General features: G+C 66.5%; 14 protein-coding genes. 4 read left to right on the top strand and 10 right to left on the bottom strand.

Going from position 1 to position 23,682, the window contains the following annotated elements; genetic code table 11:
• Nucleotides 1–470 precede the first annotated feature (470 nt).
• Nucleotides 471–2,219, top strand: a complete 1,749-nt coding sequence (locus tag ACT53K_RS13160; RefSeq protein WP_476229125.1) for a DUF6055 domain-containing protein — start codon at nucleotides 471–473, stop codon at nucleotides 2,217–2,219.
• Here the strand turns inward: ACT53K_RS13160 and ACT53K_RS13155 are convergent.
• The 3 genes from ACT53K_RS13155 to ACT53K_RS13145 all read right to left on the bottom strand — a co-directional run bounded on the left by ACT53K_RS13155 (nucleotide 2,216) and on the right by ACT53K_RS13145 (nucleotide 10,275).
• On the bottom strand, nucleotides 2,216–3,850 hold the full coding sequence (locus ACT53K_RS13155; RefSeq protein ID WP_476229124.1) for a peptide-N4-asparagine amidase: 1,635 nt from the start codon (nucleotides 3,848–3,850) through the stop codon (nucleotides 2,216–2,218). The two genes, ACT53K_RS13160 and ACT53K_RS13155, sit on opposite strands and share 4 nt — an antisense overlap.
• 127 nt (nucleotides 3,851–3,977) lie before the next feature.
• Complete coding sequence (locus ACT53K_RS13150; RefSeq protein ID WP_476229123.1) at nucleotides 3,978–6,848, bottom strand: M16 family metallopeptidase; 2,871 nt, start codon at nucleotides 6,846–6,848, stop codon at nucleotides 3,978–3,980.
• 262 nt (nucleotides 6,849–7,110) lie between these two features.
• A complete protein-coding gene (locus ACT53K_RS13145; RefSeq protein ID WP_476229122.1) occupies nucleotides 7,111–10,275 on the bottom strand; it encodes a TonB-dependent receptor in 3,165 nt (1,054 codons plus the stop codon).
• A 135-nt stretch (nucleotides 10,276–10,410) separates the two neighbouring features.
• Between ACT53K_RS13145 and ACT53K_RS13140 the strand changes: the two genes are divergently transcribed.
• The 3 genes from ACT53K_RS13140 (at nucleotide 10,411) to ACT53K_RS13130 (ending at nucleotide 15,200) form a co-directional block, all read left to right on the top strand.
• The gene (locus tag ACT53K_RS13140) at nucleotides 10,411–11,073 is read left to right on the top strand and encodes an RNA polymerase sigma factor (RefSeq protein ID WP_476229121.1); all 663 of its coding nucleotides are present in this window, start codon (nucleotides 10,411–10,413) and stop codon (nucleotides 11,071–11,073) included.
• Entirely contained in the window at nucleotides 11,070–12,062 is a 993-nt protein-coding gene (locus ACT53K_RS13135; RefSeq protein WP_476229120.1) for a FecR family protein, read from the top strand. The genes ACT53K_RS13140 and ACT53K_RS13135 overlap by 4 nt, the downstream gene beginning before the upstream one ends.
• Nucleotides 12,063–12,473: 411 nt before the next feature.
• Complete coding sequence (locus tag ACT53K_RS13130) at nucleotides 12,474–15,200, top strand: M16 family metallopeptidase (protein WP_476229119.1); 2,727 nt, start codon at nucleotides 12,474–12,476, stop codon at nucleotides 15,198–15,200.
• 49 nt (nucleotides 15,201–15,249) lie between these two features.
• Here ACT53K_RS13130 and kynA read toward each other — a convergent pair whose 3' ends face one another.
• Genes kynA through ACT53K_RS13095 form a run of 7 tightly spaced genes read right to left on the bottom strand, consistent with a single transcriptional unit; the run spans nucleotide 15,250 to nucleotide 23,669 of the window.
• The gene (gene kynA, locus ACT53K_RS13125) at nucleotides 15,250–16,083 is read right to left on the bottom strand and encodes a tryptophan 2,3-dioxygenase (RefSeq protein WP_476229118.1); all 834 of its coding nucleotides are present in this window, start codon (nucleotides 16,081–16,083) and stop codon (nucleotides 15,250–15,252) included.
• The gene (locus ACT53K_RS13120; RefSeq protein WP_476229117.1) at nucleotides 16,080–18,107 is read right to left on the bottom strand and encodes a M3 family metallopeptidase; all 2,028 of its coding nucleotides are present in this window, start codon (nucleotides 18,105–18,107) and stop codon (nucleotides 16,080–16,082) included. The genes kynA and ACT53K_RS13120 overlap by 4 nt, the downstream gene beginning before the upstream one ends.
• The gene (locus ACT53K_RS13115) at nucleotides 18,104–18,712 is read right to left on the bottom strand and encodes a hypothetical protein (protein WP_476229116.1); all 609 of its coding nucleotides are present in this window, start codon (nucleotides 18,710–18,712) and stop codon (nucleotides 18,104–18,106) included. The genes ACT53K_RS13120 and ACT53K_RS13115 overlap by 4 nt, the downstream gene beginning before the upstream one ends.
• Nucleotides 18,709–19,056 carry a thioredoxin family protein gene (locus tag ACT53K_RS13110; RefSeq protein ID WP_476229115.1) on the bottom strand — a complete coding sequence of 116 codons (348 nt, stop codon included), beginning with the start codon at nucleotides 19,054–19,056 and terminating at the stop codon, nucleotides 18,709–18,711. The genes ACT53K_RS13115 and ACT53K_RS13110 overlap by 4 nt, the downstream gene beginning before the upstream one ends.
• Nucleotides 19,057–19,087: 31 nt before the next feature.
• Nucleotides 19,088–20,536 (bottom strand): metallopeptidase TldD-related protein, encoded by a 1,449-nt coding sequence (locus ACT53K_RS13105; protein WP_476229114.1) that lies wholly within the window; start codon nucleotides 20,534–20,536, stop codon nucleotides 19,088–19,090.
• Nucleotides 20,533–21,885: a TldD/PmbA family protein gene (locus ACT53K_RS13100; RefSeq protein WP_476229113.1), complete on the bottom strand. Its 1,353-nt coding sequence runs from the start codon at nucleotides 21,883–21,885 to the stop codon at nucleotides 20,533–20,535. The genes ACT53K_RS13105 and ACT53K_RS13100 overlap by 4 nt, the downstream gene beginning before the upstream one ends.
• A complete protein-coding gene (locus ACT53K_RS13095) occupies nucleotides 21,882–23,669 on the bottom strand; it encodes an ABC transporter ATP-binding protein/permease (protein ID WP_476229394.1) in 1,788 nt (595 codons plus the stop codon). The genes ACT53K_RS13100 and ACT53K_RS13095 overlap by 4 nt, the downstream gene beginning before the upstream one ends.
• Between the last annotated feature and the right edge of the window lie 13 nt (nucleotides 23,670–23,682).

Here is a 23,682-nt window from a genome sequence, read left to right as displayed (position 1 = left end):
CGCGACTGGTTCGATCGATGGCGGCAACAAGCGTCGCTGATACCCTCCCGATCGGCAAACTTGGCAAACCAGCGGCACCGCCTGCGGGTCATATGGCCCGACGCCGAGCTGCGTGGGCCGGGTAGCGGCTGCGGGATAGTTGGCGAAGAGGAGTGCCGTGTTCTCGATCGGACTGTAGATATTCATCCGCCCGTCGCGCACGCGGGCATAGGAATAGAACAAGTTCGCGGAAAACGCGCCGCCTGCATCGTGCGCCCGCCGCCCGACGCGGTTCCGCTCGGCTCAAGGGGCGGCCCGTTACGGGTTTTCGCTGCTCGATTGTCTGGCAGCGATGGAGGCGGTTGTGGTGCCCGCCAGCGGGCTTCCTGCTTCCTATCCGTTCCGCCCCGCCACGCTTCTGCGGGGCGAAAGGTAGACGATACACGGCCTCTGCCATGGCCCCGAACAGGAAGGTGCTTGATATCTTGCCGATGAAGAAGAGGATTGCCGGGTTCGCGCTGCTGCCGTTGCTCGCCTGCGCGGTATCCTCATGGGGGAACGGAGCCCTTGCTGCTCCGGCGGACGGTTGCCGCAGCCGGACGGACGCGGCGCCCTGGGGCCGCTATCCGCTGCGCCGCTGGACGCCGGTGCAGATCGCACCGAGGCCGCCGAAGCTCGACGAGGACAGCCACGCGACCGCCGGCATGGCAACCGGTGCGCCATTCCGCGCGCGGCTGGTGCAGGCCTATGGCATCGACCAGGGCGACGCGCGCCAGATGGTGGAGATGGTGACGGCGGCGGGCTGCTATCGCGCGTTCCGCGCCGATTCCTTTTCGCCTGCGGACCGCGCGTTCGTCGAGGCCGAGATCGCGCGGCATCCCACTGCGCCGGATCCCGCGACGTACGTCACGGTGCTCGAGCCGGGGCAGGTGGAACCGGGAGACCTGGAGACCGGCAGGGTCGGCAAGTACGAGACGCAGCATTTCGTCTTCTGGTACGGCACCAACCCGGCCGGGGAGAGCTACGCATTCGTGCGCGAGAAGGGAGAGGATTGGCAGACCTTCCTGAAGCGCGCCGGCGACTGGGCAGAACGCGTGTGGCACTGGAGCCGCGACCTTACGCGCGCGCCGATGCCCTATGCCGATGCGCCCCCGGGCGATCGCCGCCGCATCGCCATCTATATCTACGGCACCGGCCGCCCCCATGTGCAGGACGGCGACCTGACCACGCACATTCCCAACGCCTCGCCGGCAATGTGGATGAGCGCGGAGGTGCTCTCGGCGCGGCCGCAGACAGTCGCGCACGAGTTCGGCCATGTGATCGAATATTATTCGGGGGGGCTGCGCGACACGCCCAGCGCCGGGCCGATCTGGGAGTCCACCGCCAACTGGCTCGGCGATCTTCTGGTGCCGGCGGCGACCAGCTGGATCGCCAACTATGGCAGCCATCTCAACCGCGGGCCGCTCTGGTCCGATGCGCGCTACGGAGCCTTTCCGTTCATCAACATGCTGTTCGAAGACCGGCGGACGCGCCCGCTGGTCTGGGGCGTCTGGACCCAGAACGCCCGCGCCGCCGGTGGCGCCTCCACCGAGGATTTCGTGCCGACGCTCCTCCGGCTCGGGTTGGCATCGGGGGCCTATCCCCGGGGCATGCGCTCCTTCGCCGACGACATGGGCTGGTATGGTGCGCGGCTCGTGACGCTGGACTTCATGAACCAGCGCGCGCTGCTCGACGCCGCCGCCGCCACGCGTTTTCTGTTCGGCGGCACGCGCTGGGCGTCGCTGGTTCCCGGCGACCGGCCGGGCCGCTTCGTGCCGCAGCCAGAGCAAGTGCTGCACCAGTTCGGCAGCGATCTCGTCCCGCTTGCGGTGACCGGGCATGGCACCATGGTGACCGTGCGGCTGACCGGCGGCACGACCGCGAGGGATGCGGCATGGCGCTTCGCGCTGGTGGCGGTGCGCGGCGAGGCGGAGGCGTCCTATTCCCGGCTGGGCGTTGTCGAGGGTACCGGCAGCGCCACCCTCCGCTATCGCGTCCCCCCAGATGCGCGCCTCTATCTGGCGATCACCGCGACACCCGGCGTGTATGAGTCGCTCGGCTGGCAGGAGCCCGGATCGGCGGCAGGTGCCCGCTTTCCCTATGTGTTGGAGATCACCGGCGCGACACCGCGGCTGAAGGGCGAGGTCGATTGCGCCAAGCCCGAACTGCTGCTCGCGGGGCAGGCGCCGCGCGACTGCTAGGGCGTCGCCGGCACACCGGCTGTCGGGCTTGAGCCCAAATTCCGTTCGGACCGTGTGACATGGTCATCGGCTACCGAGGCATCCAGCTGGCGGCGGCCGTTCGCATCCTCGACCAGCGAGGTCACGGTCACGCGGTTCGGTGTCGGCTTGGCATCGGTGAAGACCGAGAAGCTCGGCGCGAAGCTGGTGATCGTCTGGAGCGTGTGCGTGTCGCGATCGCCCGCGCCGGTGACGGTCCGTTCGCTCGACTGGGTGATCCGGGTTCCGTTCTTCACGCCATAGAGCGGCGGCTTCACGCCGATATCGATCGCCAGCGTGTCGTGTTCGTCGATGCGGCGGCGCGTCGGTTCGCCGCCGTGTGTGGTGATGGTGATCGACTGGTGCGCGTCGTAGCGTTTGCTCGACTTGCCGGCGTCGCGGGTGGTAACCAGCCGCTGGTCGAGCGCGTAGGCGACGCGCGTTGTCACGCGCCCGCGGCTGGTCTCGACATAGCCTTCGGCGAACGCTGCCCGGGTGGCGACCGTCTCGATCGTGCCGATCGCGCCGGGCGCGCGGGGCGGCCGGACCTGCCGCGTCGGCGCCTTTGCCGGCGCGAGCGTGTTCGCGATCAGCCCGCCCGGCACGACGGCACGTTCAGGATCGACCTCGCCGATCAGGGTGGCCGAGACGCGGAAGAAGCTGCCCGCCATCGGCATGGCGAGCGCGACGACGTGGGGCTTTCCGTCGTTGAGCAGCCCGGCGAACGGCGTCAGGTCCACTCGCGCCGAGGGCAGGTTGAGCGCATCGAGCGCCGGCGCGCGGCGCCAAAGGGCGGGGTTGATGCCGCCGGTGAAGATCGCCGGCTGGACCGAGCGGACGCCCGCGAGCTGCCCGTCGATCCGCACCTCCACTTCGCGAAAGGGCGCGGCGCAGGGGGGCGGGCCGAACACGTTGCGCAGGGCAAGGTTGCCGGGCGCGCAATCATACCAGAATTCCTCGCGCTCCTGCCCGATCGCGAACAGATCGATCGCGACCCGCGTGAGGTTGCGCGGCAGGGTGAGGGTGCGCGCTACCATCCGCTGCTGCGGATCGAGGCGGGCAAATCCGGCGGTCACGGGCACGAGGATGCGGTTCGGGTCCGGTGCGTCGCCGGCGTAGAAGACCAGCCGTGCGCTCCAGAATGCCTGCGCATCATGCTCCGCATCGACATAGTTGACCAGCGTCGCCGCACCGTCCGCCGGCTGGTGCAGGAGCGCGGCATAGTCGGTCAGGTCGCGCTCGACATGCCAGTGCGGGGCATAGGTTGCATCCGGCTCCATCGTGGTACCGACGAACAGCGTGGTGCCGCCCAGCGTCAGATCGGCGGTGCGATCGAACTGGGTGCCGGTGGTGACGTCGAAATCTGCTTCGAGCACCACCTTGCTCCATGTTCCCGGACAATCGGCGGGCGGGCGATAGGTGATCGGCAGCGGGGTATCGCCCTGGAATGCGCGACGCCCGAACAATTCGACGACGCAGCGCTTGCCGGCCGGCCGCGCAAGGGCGGGCGCCGGCGCAACGACGCCGTTGCCGATGGACTTGGACGCCGCCTGTGCCGCGGCTTGCGTGCTCGTGAGGAGCAGCGGGGCGAGCAGCGCGCCGCGAGCCTTCATCCTTTTGCGGGAAGCGGGGTGCGCCGGAATGTCCACAGCAACGGCCTAATCAGTTTGGGAAACGGTCGACACTTTCGGGGTGTCCAGACGGAAAGGGGCGGGGGTGATACCACCGCCCCGCTATCGCTCAGTTCTTGGCGAGGATTTGCGCCGGCGTTACGACCTCGATCGGCAGGCCCAGTTTTTCGAGCTGCGGGCGGATCGTCTTGGCGTCCCCGACGACGCCCCACACCCATTTCGACGGTTGCAGATAGTGACGCAGCGACGCATTGGCCTCGTCGAGCGTCAGCGCACGCAGCCGTGCGTTGAAGGTGTTGAAGAAATCGTCGGGCCAACCGTTGCGGCGGAGTATCGACGCGGCGCCCATGACCTGCGCGCCGAAGCGGAAAGAAGCGACGTTCTTGCGCAGGATGTTGACGACGCCGCTTTCGAACTCCTCGCGCGTGATCGGCTTGTCGGTAAGGATCGCGTTCAGTTCGCGCTGCACCTCGGCAATGGCGGGCCCCACCTTGTCCGGCTGGATCTGCCCCTCGAACTGGTAGCTCGAGCCGAGATCGTCGGTATCGAAGCTGGCGGACGCGCCATAGGTCCAGTGCTTGTCCTCGCGCAGGTTCATGTTGATGCGTGACATGAACTCGCCGCCAAGCGCGAGGTTCGCGACGCGCGGGGCGAGACCTTCGTCGGTGCGCGGCAGATCGATGAGTTGCCCGCCCGTGACGATCGCCTGGACCTGGCCGGGCATGTCGACCAGCACGATCTTGGCCGGGCCGGTGGCGAGCGCAGGCTTAACCTTCAGCGCCTCGGGCGCAGGACCACGCCCCGCCGCGCTCCAGGCGCCCAGCGTCGCATTGAGCTTGGGTAGCAGGGTTGCGAGCGGCTCGTCGGAGACGATGACCAGGCTGGCCTCGTCCGGACGCATCCAGCGGTGGAAAGCGGTCTCGAGATCGGCGCGGGTGATCGCCTGTACCTCGGCCGCAGTCGGCACCTCGGCTGCCTTGGCGAGCAGCGTGCCGGGCGCGAGCGCCTGGGTGAACGCCTCGTTGAGCAGCGCTGCGGGGCTCTTCGGTGCCGCGTTCACGCGCGCCATTTCTTCCCGCCGCAGATCCTCCAGCCGATCCTGGGGAAAATCGGGCTTGGTCAGCATCAGCATCATCGTGTCCAGCGCCGATTCCAGGCTGGCGCTGGGCGCCGCAAGGCTGATGCCGGAGTCGGTGTTCTGGGCGCTGCCATAGATCGATGCGCCGGTCCGCTCGCGCATCTGGCTGAACCAGTGATCGTCATGGCCGCCGGCACCTTCGGCCAGCATCTGGAACATCCAGCCGATCACGCCGCGCTTGTCCGCCGGATCGTCGACGCGGCCCACGTCGAACGTCAGTTCTGCGGTGGTGAAGGGCACGGTGGCGTGCTGGACATACAGGACGGGAATGCCGTTGGCGAGCTTGGCGTGCTGCACCGCCGGGAAGCGGGCGGCGTCGGGCGCGCCGATGCCGGGCACCGGCCCGCGAGTGCCGTGCTGCGCAGGCACCACTGCGGCCTTCGGCGCATCCGGCACCTCGCCGCCGGCGACGCTTTCGTCACCCGGCGGAGTCATGCGCTCACCCGGCTGCAGCGTCGCGCGATAGCCGGGGCGGCCCAGCCATTCGCGGGCGGCCGCCATTACCGACTGGGGCGTCAGCGCCAGATAGGCCTCGAGGTCGTCCTTGTACCTGTCGGGTGAACCGAGCACCGAATTGGCCTGCATCAACAGTCCCCCGCGCGCCTCGATCGTCTCGTTGTTGCGGATCAGCGGGATGATCCGCGTGCTCTTGTAGCGGTTCAGTGCGTCAATCGAGGGGGTGCTCTTCAGGAAGGCGGCGATCGCCTCGTCCAGTGCCTTCGCCGCGAGCGCGGGATCGACCCCCTGACGCACCGAGCCATAGACAGTGAACTCGCCGACGCCGCGATAGGTGGAGTTGTCGGCGCTCAGATAGTTGAACAGCTTCTGCTCGCGCACCAGCTTGTCGGTCAGTGGCGCGCCATCGATGCCGGTCATCAGGCCGGAAATCGCATCGAGCGCGAAATTGGCCTTGTCGCGTCCCCCCGGTACCGGCCAGGTCCGCGCGATCTGGACGGTGGAGACGGGACCGGTCAGCGTCTGGTTGATCGGCGCCTTCAGCACCGGCACCGATGCCACCGGCTCCGTGATCGCGCGCCCGCGCGGAATGTCGCCGAAATACTGCATCACCTTGGCCTTGGCGGTGGCGAGATCGATGTCGCCGGCCAGCAGCAGCGTCGCGTTGTTGGGGCCGTAATAGTCTTTGAACCACTGGTGCACATCGGCCAGCGATGCGGCGTTCAGATCCTTCATCGATCCGATGACGCTGTGGCCATAGGGATGCGAGGCCGGATAGATGGCGCTGCGGCGGCTGTAGCTCAGGATGCTGGCCGGGTTATTGTCGCCATTGCGCTTCTCGTTCTGCACCACGCCGCGCTGCTCGTCGAGCACGGCTTGCGTTACGGCGCCGAGCAGATGCCCCATCCGGTCGCTTTCCAGGAACAGGACGCGATCGAGGCTGCCGGTGGGCACCGCCTCATAATAGTTGGTGAAGTCATAGCCGGTGCTGCCGTTCATGCTGATCGAACCGGCGTCCCGCAGATATTGGAAATAGTCGCCTGGGGCATTCTCGCTGCCGTTGAACATCAGATGTTCGAACAGATGCGCGAAGCCACTGCGCCCGGCGGGTTCGAAGGTCGAGCCGACGGCATAGTTGATGCTGGTAAAAACGATGGGAACGCTGTGGTCGGTAAGGACGATGACCTTCAGGCCGTTAGGCAGCGTGAAGGTCTGGTACGGGATGGTGAAGTCCTTGACCAGCCTGACGAGCTCGGCCGGCGCTGTCGCCGTGGCCGTCACCGCCTCCGCCGAAGGTGCGCCGGCGGCCGAGTGCGGCGCCGCGTTCGCGGCGGCGGGCGCCAGCAGCAGCGCGGTACCGGCCATCAACATCGTACGCAATGTCATAACATATCCTTGATCGAGATGCGGCTGGCGCCGCTGGAATGCCGGTTCGCCCGGATGGGAAAAACTGTGGTTCGTCTTGGTTGAAGACAATCGGCCGGCGCAAACCCGTAACGACCGGGAAAGTTTTCACCGCCGCAGGCGCGCCGGCACGGGATCGCTGCCATCGAAATGACGCGCCCAGCGATTCCGGGTACGGAATCGCTGGGCGCGGAGTGCCCCGCCGCCCCGCCGCAAGGGATGAGAGCGGTACGGCGAAGGTAAATCAGAACGACTTGGTCAACCGCAGATAGAAGTTACGCAGTCGCGGATCGCCATAGGCGCTGTAGAAGAGCGGCCTTTGCGAGACGTCGAGCGGCGGCATCTTGTTGAAGACGTTGTTGATGCCGAAATATACCGTCATCTTGATCGGCAGCCGGTAGCTGATGTTCATGTCGTGATACATCTGGCTGTCGACCTTGGCCGAGCCTTGTGCGGTGACGACGGAATGGTCCGCAAGCAGATAATAGCTGCTCATGTAACGCGTCTGCCAGCCCAGGCTGAGCCGGTTCTTGCTCCATTGCACCGAAGCGCTGCCGCGGAAGCGCAGCGATCCCTGCCCGCCGCTGCCGGCCGAGAACGCGGTCGTCGCAACGCCGGCGTAATTGGTGGCCGGGGAGTCGGCGAAGGGGGCGATGGTGAGCATATCGACATAGGTCGCGCGGCCCACGGCGGACAGCGTGCCGCCGAACAGCGTCGTATCGTAGTTCATCGTGAAGTCGAAGGCCTGGGTTTCCATCGACTTGAGGTTGATCATCGAAACGTCGAGCGACGTTATCGGCCCCACGGCATAGCCGCCGGACGCGGGCCCGCGGACTACGCGACCCGGGTTATATTTGAGGAATTCATCGAACTGCAGCTGCGAGCTGCCGAAAATGGTGCCGAGCAGGATGGACGGATCGAAGTAGAGATCGCGCTTCTTCAAATGCGTCCAGTCGACCGAGAAGCGGAAGCCATCGAGGAAATGGGGCTTCAGGATCACGCCGCCCGTCCAGGTCTTCGACGATTCCGGCTTCAGGTTCGGATTGCCGCCCGAAAAGCCGGGGATGGCGCTCAGGCCGAATCCGAGGTCCATGCCGATCAGTTCGCCGCCGCGGGCGGAATCCCGCATGTTCACGATCATGAACGGCTGCGGGGTGCGGACGAGCTGGTTGAGCTGCGGCGGCAGATAGCCCGTGGTGTAGGAGCCGCGCAGCGTGATGCCGTCGATCGGCGTCCAGAGCAGGCTGACGCTGGGATCGGTATGGGCATTGCTGGTGATTGAGCGCGGGATGATCGTTCCCGCCGGCGGGCAGCTCGAAAAATAATCACTCTGGTTGGGCACGGTCGGCACTTGGCATGGATAGGGGTCGGCCCCGTCGCCCCGGTAGGATTCATGGCGGGCGGAAAGGCGCAGTTCCAGCAGCTTGACCAGCGGAAGCTGATGCTTTTCGCCCAGCAGCGGGAACAGGATCTCGGCATAGACCGATTTGGTGGTCTGCATCGCCCTGGGAATATAGTTGGTGAGCGCGGTATCGTCGTTCAGCATCGTGTTGGCGGTTGCCTGGATCCGAGCGGTATTGATTTCGGTATTGGCGGTGATGCGTACCTTGCCGCCCGGCAGCGTCAGCGGCAGCGGGCCGGCGAGCCGCAGGGAGGGGGCGAGGTTCGATGCCTTGCCGTCCGCATTGCGGTTGGAATAGGGCGTGGTGTTATAGGGCAGCTTCAGCGGGAACGATGTCGTGTCGAGAAAGCCGTTGATCGTTCCGTCCTGGAGATTGTAGGTCGCATTGACGCTGGCATTCGGCGGGCTGTCCTGCGATTGATAGGATGAGGTGGAATAGGCCAGTTCGGCGATGGCCTGCCAATCCTCGGGCAGCTTGATGATGGCACCGGCAAGGCTGCGGAAGGTCGATGCCTTTCTCTTTACCCGCGTGTCGAACTGCGCATTCGCCGGGAAGGTCACCGCGATCGACTGGGTGAAGGGGTTGTTGGGCGCGCTCGCATCCAGCGTATAGGAATTGATGGTGTTCGAATAGGTGTTGTACGCCGTCGACGACGTGATGCCGACTTCGGCATACATCGTCAGCCAGCGGCTGAACTCGCGGCGGATCGCCAGTGATCCGCTATATTGATCCACCGGATAGATCAGCGGTGCCCGCGCGCCATAGCCCGATGCGGTGTTGGGCTGGTCGAGATTGTACTTGCCGACCGACGCCAGCAGCGGCGCCACGCCCGCGGTCTGCAGACCGGCATAGCCGATCGGGATCGTTCCCAGGCTCGTCGTCAGCGTCTGCCCGCCATATTGCGGCTTGAGCTGCAGCATCGAACCGTCGTCGGTCTTGTAGTTGACGGCCGTTCCCTGCGGGGCCTGAACGTAGCTGCCGTAAAAGGCGTAGGGATCGTTCGCCAGCTGTGCCTTGATCCCGCGCTGGCGGATGTTTTCGCGGTCGCCATAGCTAAGTGCGTCGCCCTGGGTCCAGTTGCCGGTGAACGAGATGCGGGTCCGCCCGCCCTCGATCGGCAGGCCGCCGACGAGGTCCACCGTCTTGCGGCCTGCCGCGAAATCGGTGGTGTTGTCGTAATTGACCGAGAGGTCGGCGCCCTTGAAGTCGCGGCGCAGCACGATGTTGATCACGCCGCCCGAGGCGCCGCTGCCATAGATGCCGGAGGCCGAGGATGCGAGCACCTCGATGCGCTCCACCGCCGAGATCGGGATGCCAGTGATCGACGGCTGGCTGATGTCGCCGCTGCCGATGTTGATGCCCGGCTGGCGACGGCCGTCGATCAGGATCAGCGTGTCGCGCACGCCGATGCCGCGCAGGTTGATCGAGCTGACGCCGACCGCCCGGTTGGAATCGTTGGCGCCGCCCATCGCCTGGTCGCCCATGATCGGCGAGGTGTTGACGTTGAGCTGGTTGCGCAGGAATGCTTCCAGGTTCGGCGCGCCGCTCTGCTCGATCTCCTTGCGGCTCATCACGATGAACGGCTGGCTGTCGTCCTGCGTCCGCTCGATACCGGCGTTGAGCGACCAGTTCAGCTTGCGGGTGACGAGAATGTCAGGAGTGACGCTGGTGTCTTCTTCCGCCAAAGGGCGGAGAGCGATCGCGCCATCCTCCGTCGTCACGACCTTCAGGCCAGTGTCGATGAGCAGGACGTGCAACGCGAACAGCGGCGGCAAATCACCCTGCGCGCCATGCGTACGCTTGTTACCGACATCGTCCATCCGGTACACGATCTCGCGCTTCGCTATCTTGCTCCAGGCCTGCAAGGCCTCGGCCAGCCCACCCGCCGGAATTTCGAAATGTTGCGTGTCGCGAGCCTTCTGCGCGGCTTGTGCCGCCGCATAGCTCGGCATCAACGGACTCAAAACGGTCGCCCCCAAGGCGATTGCGACAAAATTCTTTTTCATCTGCTTGCCCTTCCCCCGAGCGACGTGCGTGTCACACCGCTCGAGAAGATTGTCATTCCTCGGCCACAAATCCGTAACATCAGATTTCAAAAAATTTGGAGATGTTGGAACTTTTCGCTAAATTCGATCTGTCGGGTGGCTCTGGGCATTTTTCCCGTTACGGCTTTGCCATTGCGGATTGTCCTTGAGGATGAAACACCTCTGGCAAAGGAGTGCTTTGGACGGACGATGGTAAGCGATGCGCAGTTGGAGCGTTGGTTTTGTGACGAGGTGCTTCCGCTGGAAGCGTCGCTGACCCGCTATCTGCGCCGCAACTGGCGTACCGCCGAGCAGATCATGGACATCCGTCAGGACATATATGAAGCGGCACTGACCGGGGGGCGGCAGGCGCTGCCGACCAATACGGCCGGCTATGTCTTCACCATTGCGCGCAATATCCTCGTGAACCGATCTAAGCGCGAACGGATCGTTCAGTTCGAACAGTTTGCGGACATGGAGGGGGTGGAACAGGCGGTCGATATGTCGGCGACCGACCGCCACCTCGAGGCGCGCGACGCATTGCGGCGCGCGCAGGAAGGAATCGAACGGCTTCCCCCGCGCTGCCGCGAGGTCGTGCGCCTGCGCAAGATCGAGGGGTTGTCGACCCGCGAAGCCGCAGCGCAGATGGGTGTCGGGATCGATACCATTGAGCGGCAACTGGTGCTGGGTGTCCGGGCGATGGCCGATGCGATGCTCGGCGGCGCTGGTAAGATCCGGCGCGAAGCTCCCTCCCGCCTGCGCAAGGCGCGTCGCCAATGAACCGGGCGGTGGAGATCGAGGATGCCGCCGCGCTCTGGATCGTCAGACAGGAGAGCGGAGAGTGGTCCACAGAGGATGACTCTGCGCTGGCGGCATGGCTGGACGAGCACATGGCGCACAAGGCTGCGTTCTGGCGGCTGCGGCACGGCTGGGCGGCTGCGGACCGCATCGGCGCGCTCGGTTTCCAGGCCGCCGCGCCCCGGATCCGTCGCATCCGATCCTGGCGCACCTGGGTACAGGGGCGTCCCCGTGCCGCCGCGAGCGCCATCGCTGCGGGCCTCGCGCTCACCATCGGTATCGGCAGCTTCGCCTTGCTGTCCTCGCCACAGGCTCCGCCGTCACCGGCGCCAGCGGTGGTCCGGACCCCGGTCGGCACCCAGCGGACGATCGCCCTGCGTGACGGCAGCCGGATCGAACTCAACACCGCTACGGTTGTACGCACGGCAACAGGAGAGCATGAACGCGAAGTCTGGCTCGACAAGGGCGAGGCCTATTTCGACATCGCGCATCGGCCTGACGATCCTTTCGTGGTGCATGCCGGGCCCCGCACCGTCACTGTGCTCGGCACCCGCTTCATCGTCCGCCGCGAGGGCGAAAAGGTGACGGTCGCAGTGCTCTCCGGACGTGTCCGGATCGAAGATGCGACCGAAGGCGCGAGCACGCGCGCGGCGGTTATCGGCCAGGGGGACATCGCCTATGCGCAGTCGCCCGGCACGCTCGTCGCGCTTGCGGCGCCATCCCGCGTCGATGCAATGGCCGGCTGGCGCGAGGGCGTTCTGGTATTCCAGAACGAACGGCTCGCCGATGCCATTGCGGATTTCAACCGCTATACTAACCGTCCGATCCGCATCGACGACCCCGCCGTGGCGAACATTCGGATCGGCGGAACCTTCCAGATCAGCAACAGCGCCGGCTTCCTCGACCTTCTCCACTCCGCCTACGGGCTGGAGATACGGTCGGACGGGGATTCGATCGTAATCGAACCCTGAAGTCACGACCACGCGCGACGACCGGCAGCGTACGCGCTGCCGGAAAGGTCGGAGCCGGCGCCGGTTCCGCTGGCGGCGAGCGGGATGCGCCCGGTGAAGTCAGGCCCCAACTTTCCGCATGGCGTGCGGCAAGTTCGACGGTGGTCTTGCCGGTCAGCGCATAGCCGAGCCCGGCGTCGACGTGCCAGCGGAAGCCCGTGTCATGCCCCGACATATCCCGGGGATTCCTGACGGTGGCCGTGCTTGCTTCATTGGCCGGGTTACCCCGGACAATACACGTCGGATCAACCGTCCCGGCCAGAGGGGGCGGAACAGAGCTCGTCACAACTATCTGATGTTGTTATGTGGCCATAAAATCTATCGATAGGTCAGCTGCTAGCGCGACGCCGGTCGTCGCGTCAACATATGACCATGACAACTGTTTCACGCGTCTTCCTGATGGCAGCATTTGGCGCCTCCCTGATAACCGCGCCAGCGCAGGCCAGCAGCTCGCCTGCCGGGGGCCTGCAGGCGGAAGCGACGCCGCGCGTAACGGCATTCACCTTGTCCAACGGACTGCGCGTTGTCGTCCAGCCCGATCGGCGCGTCCCGATCGTCACCGTCGCATTGGTGTACAATGTCGGGTCGAAGGACGAAAAGCCGGGGCAGTTCGGCTACGCGCATCTGTTCGAGCATCTCATGCTGCAGGGCAGCCTGCACTGGAATCAGGATGCCACCCGCTCTTACCACGACATGGGCGCGCCCGGGGCCAATGCGACAACGACCGAGGACAGGACGATCTTCTACGCGACGGTACCCAGCGCTGCGCTGGACCGTGCCCTGTTCCTCGAAGCGGACCGGATGGGCTTCCTGGCAGAGGCGCTGACGCCCGAGCGCGTGGCGCGCGAGGTCGAGGTCGTGCTCAACGAGAAGCGCCTGCGAGGTGATGCCCCCCATGGCGAGGACTGGGCGGCGATCCATGCCGATCTCTACCCGGCCGACCACCCCTATCACCACAGTGTGATCGGCACCGAGCGCGATCTTCGGGCGGTTACGGTCGATCAGGCGCGACAATGGTTCCACGACTTTTACGGCCCGGCCAACGCCACGCTGATCCTGACCGGCGACCTTACCGTCGAGGCGGCGCGCGTGCTCGCCGAGCGCTATTTCGGCGGCCTCGCGCCGCGCCAGCCGGTCGACCGACTGCTGACCGACACTGCGCCGCTGCCCGGGCCGATCCGGCGGCAAACCTTCTATGCCGTGCCCGCCGCGCGCCTCTATGCCACCTTCCGCGCGCCGCCCGCCGGCACGCCCGCCATCGCCGATCTCGACCTGATCGCGCAGATCATGGCGAACGCGCCAGCATCACGGCTGAAGAAGCGGCTGGTCGACGAACTCGGCATCGCAGGATCGGTGATGGTGACCTTTGATGAGAGGCTGCTGTCGAGCGAGATGGGGTTCGTCGTCGACGGCGTGCGCCCGGACCAGACGGCGCGCGTGGAGGCGGAGCTTGATCGTGCACTGGCGACCTTCGTGGCGGAAGGCCCGACGGCCGCCGAGCTCGACCGCGCGCGTGAGGCCCGCATCCGCCACATCAAGCAGTTGCAGGAAAGCACGTTCGGCGAGGCCTTCGCGCTGATGCGCGGCGCGTCCCTCACCGACGATGCGGACTATGACGCTACCTATCTGCGCCAGTTGCGCAGCGCGACGCCGGAACGGGTGCGGGCCACGGCCGCAGCGGTCTATGGTAAGCCGGGCCATCTGCTGATTGCCAGCCCGATACCGCCGTTCAAGGCCGAAACGGGGGAGTATGATCTCGCCAAGGGGCCGCCGGCCATGGCGCCTGTCCAGCCGATCGCCTTTCCGGCGGTCACGCAGGCGCGCCTGTCGAACGGGCTGGCGGTGGTGTTTGTGCCGCGCGCCGGATCGGGTGCAGCCAACCTGTTGCTGCGGATCGATGCCGGATCGGCGAGCGCCGCCTGGCCGATTGCCGATACTGCAGTGACGCTGATGGCCGAGGACAAGACGCTGCCGGGCCGGGCCGAAGCGCTGGGCGGCCAGTTCAGCCGCCGGGTCGCAGCCGATTATACCGACTTCATACTTTCGGTGGACACCGCCGAACTGGCAAAAGGTATCGCCCTGCTCGGCGATGTCCTGGCGCAAACCGATCCGGACCCGGCGGCTCTTAAGACCCAGCAGCAGCGCCGCCTGGCAGCGCTGCACGGCGAGGAAATGCGGCCATGGACCAGCGCACAGCGCGTGCTCCGCAACAGCGTCTATGGCGCGAACCATCCCTATGGCGAGCCCGCAACCCCTGATGACGACGTGCGCGCCATACAGGCGCTGGACGTGGCCGCACTCCGCGCCTGGGATCGCGGGCATGTCCGCCCCGACCGCGCCACGCTGTACGTCGCAGCGGATACCGACATGGCGACGCTGCGCCCGCTGCTCGAAGCGGCGCTGGGCCGATGGAAGGCGGCCGGACCGGCCGCGCCGATAGCCGCCATCCCCACGGCCCCAGCACAGACCGCGCCGACACTGACTGTGCTCGACAAGCCCGGTGCGTCGCAGACCTTCATCGCAGCGGCGCGTCTGTTGCCGCCCAGCACGCCTGCGGGCGACATCGCGCTCGACGCCGCAAACGAAGTCTATGGCGGCAACAACACGTCACGGATCAGCGCCAATCTGCGGCAGAGCAAGGGCTGGACCTACGGCATCGGCTCGGGAACCCAGGATGCGCGTGGGCAGCGGCTGTGGCAGATCGCGGGCAGTGTTTCACCCGATCACAGCGCCGCCGCCATCGCCGAACTGATCGCGGAACTCCGCGCGCTCGGCAAGGACCACCCGCCCGCGCAGGCGGAGCTCGACCGGATCGCGGCAGCCAGCATCAACCAGACTGCGGCACGGCTGGAGGATGGTGCGGACCTGCTGCAGGCGATGGCCAACGCGCAAAGCTATGGCCGCCCCTATGATTCGGTCGTTCGCGATCCCGCACGGTACCGGGCTTTGACGCTCGATCAGGTGCGCGCTGCTGCGCAGACGCTGGCCGACCCGTCGGTGTTGCACTGGATTGTGGTAGGCGACTGGCAGAAGATCCGCGACCAGTTCCAGGGGCTCGGCCTCGGGGTGCCGACAGTCATCCGCGTGCAGGACAAGTGACGGTGCAGGGGGTGTGGGCCGGTTCCCACACCCCTGCACGCCGCGTTCTTCAAAGGATCGTGCGTACCCGCCACAGTTCGGGGAAGAGCACGACTTCGAGCATCCGCTGGAGATAGGCGACGCCGGACGTGCCGCCGGTACCGCGCTTGAAGCCGATCACCCGTTCCACCGTGGTTAGGTGGTTGAACCGCCAGCGGCGGAAATAATCCTCGAAGTCGACCAGCTTCTCGGCAAGCTCATAGAGATCCCAATGCGCCTCGGGATCGGCATAGATGCGCGCCCAGGTATCGACCACGGCATCGTTGGCGGTGCGCTGGCTGGTCAGGTCGGTGCGTTCTTCCCCCACCGCAAAGCCGCGCCGCGCGAGCAGCCGCAGCGCCTCGTCATACAGGCTGGGCGCAGCGAGGATCGCTCGAAGCTGTTCTTCCAGGTCGGGGCGGTGGCTGTGCGGCTTCAGCATCGCCGGATTGCGGTTGCCGACGGTGAACTCGACCGCACGATACTGGAACGACTGGAAGCCGGACGACTGGCCCAGCGACCGCCGGAAATCCGAGTATTCGCTGGGCGTCATGGTCCGCAAAACGTCCCAGGCGCCGTTCAACTGTTCGAATATCCGCGTGACCCGGCTCAGATTCTTGAACGCCACGCGCGGCCGGTCTCCGGCAATCGCCGCGGCTGCCGCGCGCAATTCGTGCAACGCCAGCTTCAACCACAGCTCGCTTGTCTGGTGCTGCACGATGAACAGCAGTTCGTCGTGCGCCGTCGAAAGCGGATGCTGTGCATTCAGAATGCCATCAAGCGACAGATAGTCGCCATAGGACATGCGCGCTCCAAAGGCGGTTTCCGCGCCGTCGGTGACCGGATCGAAAGGAGTGTTGCTCATGCGAGCCCCCGCCGGATCAGCAGTGCCCCCACGTCCGGATCGCGACCGCGAAACGCCCGGAAGCTCTCTGCAGCCGGTCGACTGGCACCCCGCGCAAGAATCTGGTCGCGAAGCGCATCGCCGGTCGCGCGGTCGACCACCCCGGCCTCGACAAAGCGCTGGAACGCATCGGCCGCCAGCACCTCTGCCCACAGATAGCTGTAATAGCCCGCAGCGTAGCCGCCCGCGAAGATGTGGGTGAACGCATGCGGGAAGCGGTGCCATTCGGGCGGGCGCACCACCGCGACTTCCTCGCGAACGATTTCCAGAACCTCCATCGGGTCGCCGCCCAGCGTGCCGAGATGGAGCAGCAGGTCGAACAGGGCGAACTCGATCTGGCGCACCACCGCCATGCCCGACTGGAAACGCCGGGCGGCGAGCAGCTTCTCGAACATCGCCGCCGGCAGGGGAGTGCCCGTGCGATAATGCTCCGACATGCTGGTGAGGACCGCCTGATCCCAGGCGAAATCCTCCATCAACTGGCTTGGCAGTTCCACCGCGTCCCATTCGAAGCCGGTGACACCGCCGATGCTGGGACGATCGACGCGGGTGCACAAATGGTGCAGGCAATGCCCCGTCTCGTGCAGCAGCGTCAGCACGTCGCTGTGGGAGAGGAGCGCCGGCACATCTTCCCCGCGCGGCGCGAAATTGCATACCATATAGGCGACGGGCAGGCCGATTTCGTTGCCGTCGCGCAGCCGCGGGCGCGCCTCCGACATCCACGCGCCGCCGCGCTTGCCGGCGCGCGCATGCAGGTCGAGATAGATGCCGGCAAACACCGTGCCGGCCTCATCGATGAGATCGTAATAGGCGGCATCCGGATGCCAAAGCGCGACATCCTCGCGCCGCCGCAGACGGATGCCGAACAGCCGTTCGATCAGCGCGCGCCACCCGCGCAGCACCGCCTCTACCGGGAAGTGCGCGCGCACCGCCTGTTCGTCGAGCGCATAACAGGATGCCCGTCGATGCTCGCTCGCATAGTCGATGTCCCAGGGCTGGAGATCGTCTATGCCCAGCTCGCTGGCGGCAAAGTCGCGCAACCGCGCCAGCTCCGCTGCCGCGATCGGGCGCGCGCGGTCGGCAAGGTCACGCAGGAATTCGAGCACCGTCGTCGCGTCCGGCGCCATCTTGGTGGCGAGCGACCATGCGACCGGGTCGACGAAGCCGAGCAGATGCGACAGCTCGTGTCGCAGCGCCAAGGTGCGTGCGATGCGCGGGCCATTGTCGAACTGGCCGGCCTGCGGCCCGCGATCCGAGGCACGGGTGCCGAACGCCGCATAGACGCGCGCGCGCAAATCGCGATCATCGGCGAAGGTCAGGATCGCGCGGACACTCGGATGATGGAGCGTGACCACCCAGCCCTCAATCCCCTTGGCTCGCGCCGCGTCGGCGAACATGGCAAGATCCGCTTCAGGGACGCCGGCCAGCTGGGCGGGATCGGTGATCTGCTCGAACCAGGCGTCGGTTGCGTCGAGCACCGCGCTCCCGAAATCGGTCGCGAGCTGCGACAGCTCCAGCGAAATGTCGGCATAGCGCGCGCGCTGCTCGGGCTCCAGCGCAACGCCGGCAAGCGTGAAGTCGCGAATCGCGTGTTCCACTGCCGCGCGATCGGCCAGCGGCAGATCGGAAAAGCCGGGGGTGGCGGCCAGAGCGACGAGCACGTCATAGAGATCACGGTTCTGGCGCAGCCGCGTCCCAGCCGCCACCAGCAACCGGTTTCCTTCCGCATGCACCGTCCGCAGTGTGGGACTGTCGGCCACGCTCTTCAGGTGCGACACCGCCGACCACAGCGCGTCGATTGCGTTGGCCGCGCGCTCGAGCGGCATCCACACCGCAGCAAAGCTGGTCGGCCGGGTGCGGACCAGTGCGTCGATCACCGCATCCTGATCGGCGATCGCCTGTCCGAGCGCTGGCAGGATGGTCTCGGGCGTCAGCGCCGCGAAGGGCGGCAAACCGGTCGGATCGGTCAGCGTTGCAAGCGTCATCGCGTCGCTCCCGCAATCCAGGCCGCCACTTCGGCGCGAAACGATCCGAATGCCGCGTTCGAGGCATTGAGCTGCGCGACAAAACGCCGGGCAAGTGCCGGATGGACGGCCTCGAACAGTGCGGGAATCTCGTGACGTTCGGGTGCCTTCGTGCCGTCGCCCTTCGCAATGCCGTTCAGTGTCTCGGTTGCCTCCGCCTCTGCTTCCGCAGTCCAGCCGGTCCCGACCGAGGCGCGTTGTGCCCGCAAGTGGCAGACCGCACGCATCAGCTCGGTCAATCCGGCGATCGAGGTGCCCAGCGGCCATGCGGCCGCCTCTGCCACCGCTCCCAGCGCCCTGATCTCGCGGTCGGCATGATCGCCCAGCGCCACGGCATCGCGCCGCAGCTGTCGCCACCCCGCAGCGTCGGCCATACCGCTGCGATGCGCATCGACGAGCGCCTCCAGGGTATCCCGCGCAGCTTCCGGCCAGGGCTGCGTCTGCGTGATCATCCAGCAGGCCAGCCGAACGTCGGTGTCTTCGGGGACGTAATGTGTCCCGGCTTCCGTCAGCGCGAGTGCCTGGCGCAGCGCTGCCATGGCCGGCGACACCTGTACGCCGATCATGCCGCCGCATCCCCCTTTTCCAACGCGGCATCGAGCATCATCGCCAGCCGCGTGCGGGTGAGCGCGCCGACATGGCGGTCCAGCTCGGCCCCCCGGCGCACCACCAGCGTGGGCACCCCGCGCACCTCGAACGCCTTGGCGATACCGGGCGACTGTTCGATATCGATCTTTGCGACCGCGACTTCCTGCACATAGGCACTGGCGATTTCCTCGACTACGGGCGCCATCGCCTTGCACGGCCCGCACCAGGTTGCACTGAACACCAGCATCTGCAGCCTGTCGCCCGCAACGGCATCGATCGGTGCCAGGCTGTCGTCGTTGATCTGGGTAATAACAGAAGTCACGGCCGGTTCTTTCGTTGTGGAAGGGAGGAAATCATGCGGTGGCGCCGCCGACCATGATGCGGTCGATGCGGATGGTAGGTTGGCCGACACCCACGTCGAGATGCTGGCCCTGCTTGCTGCAACTGGCGACACCTTCGTCCAGCGCCAGATCGTTGCCGATCATCGAGATGTGCTGCAGCGCTTCGTGCCCGACACCGATCAGCGTCGCGCCTTCGACGGGAGCCGTGATGCGGCCGTTCTCGATCAGCCAGGCCTCCGTGGTGGTGAAGTTGAACCGCCCGCTGACGATGTCGACCCTGCCGCCGCCAAAGGCCGTGGCATAGATCCCGTCCTTCACCGACGCGACGATGTCTGCCGGATCGTCCTTGCCGCCCTTGAGAAACGTGTTCGTCATCCGCGGCAACGGCAGATGCGCATAGGACTGTCGACGGCCATTGCCGGTCGGCCGCGCATTCATCAGCCCGGCGTTCAGCCGGTCCTGCAACAGCCCCGTTAACATGCCGTCTTCGATGAGGGTGGTGGGGGCACCCGCCGTGCCTTCATCGTCGACGCCCAGCGAACCGATGCGACCTGGCAGGCTGCCGTCGTCCACCACGGTGACTCCGGGCGCGGCGATCCGCTCGCCCATCTTGCCGTCAAATGCCGACAGCTTCTTGCGATGGTGATCGCCTTCCAGCCCGTGCCCCACGGCTTCATGGAAAAGCACGCCGGGATAGCCCGGCCCCAGCACCACCGGCATGGTGCCGGTGGGCGCGGGGCGCGCCTCGAGATTGGTGATCGCCATGCCGACGGCCCGGGCGATCATGGCATCGACGCTCGTCTCCGCCAGTTCGCCCGCGCCGTGGCGGCCGCCCAGCCCGGCTTGGCCGCGCGCGCGGCGACCGCCGGCTTCGGCGATCACGTCGACGAACAACTGCACCGTCGGGCGCAGATCGGTGGCGAAGCGACCGTCGAGATCGGCGACGAGCACGGCCTGATCGACCACGCGCAGAAAGCCGTTCACGCGCACGATGCGGGCATCGCGCGCCCGCGCCCGGGCATCGATCGATGCCAGCAGCGCGATCCATTCGGCGGCATCCCCCGCGCTGTCCAGATCGATTGCCGGATACAGGGCGTGGTCCTTGGCAGGCGACGCGAGCGGCACCTCCGCCTCACCGCCAGTACCGCCGTCCAGCGCACGCACGGCCTCGGCCAGCGTCGCCAGCGCACTGCGGCGCATGTCGGCCGAATGGGCGAACGCCACCTGCCCGCCGCGCGCCGCCCGCGCGCCGACGCCCTGATCGATCTTGAAGGAACCGCCGGCAACACGCCCCTCCTCCAGCCGGAAGGTGCGCGACCGCTTCGATTCGAAATAGAGATCGGCAAGATCGGTGCCCGCCATTCCCAGCGCGCCCAGCGTCCGCGCCAGATCCGCCGGTTCCAGCCCGGCCGGCGTCAGGATGCGCGCCGCCACCGCGTCGAAGCGCTTGTCGCCGCTCATGCCGCGCCTCCGATCTGCATCCCGTCGATCAGGATAGAGCCGGTGCGGAACGCGCCGCTGCGGTGCACATCCTCGCCCACGGCGTCGATCGCCATCAGCATGTCGCGCAGATTGCCCCCCACCGTAACGTCGCTGACGGCATGGACTGGCACGCCATCTTCCACCCACAGCCCCGCGACGGCATAGGTCCAGTTGCCACTGACCGGGTCGGCGGCGCCGCCGTTCAGCCGCGTGACCACCAGCCCGCGGCCCAGCCGTCGGCACAAGGCGGCGAAGTCACCGCCCGGCGCGCGGCTGGTGAGCCGCAGATTCCAGGGGCCATCGGCATTGCCGGTCGAAACCATGCCCAGCCGGCGAGCCGAGCGCGTGCCGAGGAAATAGCCGAGCGCCATCCCGCCGTGCAGAATTGCCCGGCGCTGCCCGGGCACGCCTTCGCTGTCGAACGCGCCGCTGTTCAGACCGAACGGCTCGAAAGGATCTTCCGCAAGGTCGAGATGATCGGCGGCGACCTTCTTTCCCAATGCGGCGGGAAGGAATGTGCGCCCCTGATGCTGGGGGGTACCGGACAGCGCGCCCACCAGCTCGCCCATGAGCGCCGTCGCCACCCGCGCCTCGAACAGCACCGGGCCGCGGTGGCTCGCCACCGCACGGGCGCCGAGCTGCCGCGCTGCCCGATCGACGGCCCTTGCAGCAAGCACCTCGACCGGATCGAGCACGTCGAACCGGCGGTCATAGCTGTCGGCATGGTCGTTCACTGCGCCCCCGGCGTCGCGGGTAAGCGCGACCGCCCACGCGCCCTGGTTTGAATAAGTCTGTGTCCGGCAGAATCCGGCGCTGGTCGCAAGTGCGAGCACGCCTTCGCTCGAAGACACGCCCATCGCGACTGTCTCTGCCGTCACGCCGGGAGGTGTCACGGCGCCACGGATTGCGGCATCGCCTGCCAGCGCCATTGCACGCAAGGCGCCCGGATCGCGACCCGCCGGGGCATAAAGGGGCGGCAGCACCGTATCGACCGCCATGTCCGCCAGCGCGGCTGGTAGACCATCGGCATCCTCCTGCATCAGCGCGGCGAGCGCGAATGCCTCTTCGGCTGCCCGCCGCATGGCCCCCCGATCCAGTGCGGCGGTGGTCGCGACGCCCATCCGGCCGCCGCGATACAGTTTGAGCGTCAGCGATTGCTGCGCGTCACGCAGTGCCGTTTCGACCGCGCCACCGCGCGCAGTAACCCGAATGCTGGCCGTGGCGCGGACCGATGCCACCGCATGATCGGCACCGAGCGTCTGCGCCGACGCGATTGCCTCGCGCGCGACGGCTTCCATTTCCGCTGGATCGGTGGCGAGCAAGCTCACCGCGCCGCCTCCGCGAGGGGGCCTGCGGTGGCGCGCCCCGCTTCGATCACCAGCGCATGGTCATGATAGCGATGGAGCCGCTCGTCATGGACCACGCTGACCAGCGTGACGTCCGGCAGATATTTGTCGATCTGCTGGTGGAAATGCAGGGTATTGGCGGGATCGAGCGCGCTGGTCGCCTCGTCCAGGATCAACAGCGCTGGCCGTTGAAGCAGTATTCGCGCCAGCGCCACCCGCTGCTGCTCGCCGGGCGACAATTCCTCCTGCCACATCCGCTCGGCGTGGAGATCGTCGGCGAGGTGGGCGAGGTGCACGGCATCTAGCAGCGCCAGTATCTCGCCATCCTCGTGCATATCCGCTGCGTCTGGGAAGCAGATCGCCGCCTTCAGCGTGCCCATAGGCAGATACAGCCGCTGCGGCACGAACATCGCGGTGGTGCGATCAGCAAGCGCGACCTGCCCCTCGCCATCGGGCCACAGCCCGGCGAGCGCGCGCAGCAGCGTGCTCTTGCCCGCCCCGGATGCGCCGCGGATCACCCAGCGCTCGCTTGCGCGGACCTGCCAGTCACCGACTGCAACCAGCGGCTCGCCATGCGGCCGGCGGATCAGCAGGTTCGACGTGGCGAGCGCGATATCGGCGGGCGCACCTGCACCGGTGGCGATGCCGGCAACGCGCTCATGGTCGATGGCCTGATCTAGCGCGCGGATACGATTGACGTACGAGACCTGAGTCGCGATGCGCGGATAGAGCTGTACGAAGAAGCCCAGCGCCGGGATCAGGTTCGCGAATGCGTCGCGCCCGCCCATCACCTGGCCGAAGGTGATAGCCCCGGCGAAATAGCGCGGTACCAGGATGAACAGCGGGATGATCGAGGCCAGCCGTTCGTAGAGGCCGTTAGCAGTGTTGAGCCCGATCTGCGCCAGGATGACCGATCGCCAGCTACGCCGGATCTCGCGAATGTGGGTGCGCAGCGATGCGCGTTCGATCGGCACCGCATCGGCCAGCCCGATCTGTGCCGCGTTGCGCCGGACATGCACCAGATTCGAGCGGAAATCGGCTTCGCGATGCTGCCACCACATCATCGCGCGGACATAGGGCTTGCCTAGCAGCACAATGACGACGCTGCTGACGAGCACATAGGCGAGCGCGTACCAGATGGTGCTGCCGGGGATCGAAACCGAGTGGCCGAAGGCGGCGAGGACGAGCGGCGGCGCAGTTTCGAGCAGGATGTGGACGATCGCCCAGATCGAAACGGCCGAGTGGATGGCTTCGAGAAAAACCGGCATCGATCCGAGTTCGGGATCGGTGATGAAGCGCAGATCGTCGGCGATGCGCTGATCGGGATTGTCGATCATTCGCAGCCGCTCGATTTCCGCGTAGCGGTTCCGGTCGAGCCAGCGGTCGACATATTTTTCGGTGAGATAGACGCGCCAGTGCAGGCACAGAAGCCGCTTCACCATCGGTGAGATGACGACGTAGGTCATCTGCAGCGCGAGGATACCGACAAAGGTTAGGATGAACCCGCCGAATGCCGACACCTGATGCTGCTCGACGCTGTTGAAGAAACGCTGCTGCCAGCGGTTCATCAGCACGAACACATAGACGCCGCTGAACTGGAAGGCGATCATAACGAGCAGCAGTGCCCAGGCGGTCTTCCAGTGCCGCGACGTCCAGTAGCTGGTGTAGAAATGCCATGCATGCCGCCAGCCGCCAGAGGCCGATTGCGAAGGGGTTCCCCCCGTCTTGCGACGGGAGGAATCGGAAGAAGCGGGCTGGGGCTGCATCGTCAACGAACCT

Source organism: Sphingomonas sp. DMC8 (assembly GCF_056314185.1).
This window is presented reverse-complemented; position numbering and strand designations above follow the sequence as displayed.

Coding starts and splice junctions, on each gene's coding strand:
- ACT53K_RS13115 (WP_476229116.1), bottom strand. CDS start 18,712: ATGATCGGCGTACAGGTGTCGCCGGCCATGGCAGCGCTGCGCCAGGCA.
- ACT53K_RS13160 (WP_476229125.1), top strand. CDS start 471: ATGAAGAAGAGGATTGCCGGGTTCGCGCTGCTGCCGTTGCTCGCCTGC.
- ACT53K_RS13155 (WP_476229124.1), bottom strand. CDS start 3,850: ATGAAGGCTCGCGGCGCGCTGCTCGCCCCGCTGCTCCTCACGAGCACG.
- ACT53K_RS13120 (WP_476229117.1), bottom strand. CDS start 18,107: ATGACGCTTGCAACGCTGACCGATCCGACCGGTTTGCCGCCCTTCGCG.
- ACT53K_RS13130 (WP_476229119.1), top strand. CDS start 12,474: ATGACAACTGTTTCACGCGTCTTCCTGATGGCAGCATTTGGCGCCTCC.
- ACT53K_RS13095 (WP_476229394.1), bottom strand. CDS start 23,669: ATGCAGCCCCAGCCCGCTTCTTCCGATTCCTCCCGTCGCAAGACGGGG.
- ACT53K_RS13105 (WP_476229114.1), bottom strand. CDS start 20,536: ATGAGCGGCGACAAGCGCTTCGACGCGGTGGCGGCGCGCATCCTGACG.
- kynA (WP_476229118.1), bottom strand. CDS start 16,083: ATGAGCAACACTCCTTTCGATCCGGTCACCGACGGCGCGGAAACCGCC.
- ACT53K_RS13145 (WP_476229122.1), bottom strand. CDS start 10,275: ATGAAAAAGAATTTTGTCGCAATCGCCTTGGGGGCGACCGTTTTGAGT.
- ACT53K_RS13150 (WP_476229123.1), bottom strand. CDS start 6,848: ATGACATTGCGTACGATGTTGATGGCCGGTACCGCGCTGCTGCTGGCG.
- ACT53K_RS13135 (WP_476229120.1), top strand. CDS start 11,070: ATGAACCGGGCGGTGGAGATCGAGGATGCCGCCGCGCTCTGGATCGTC.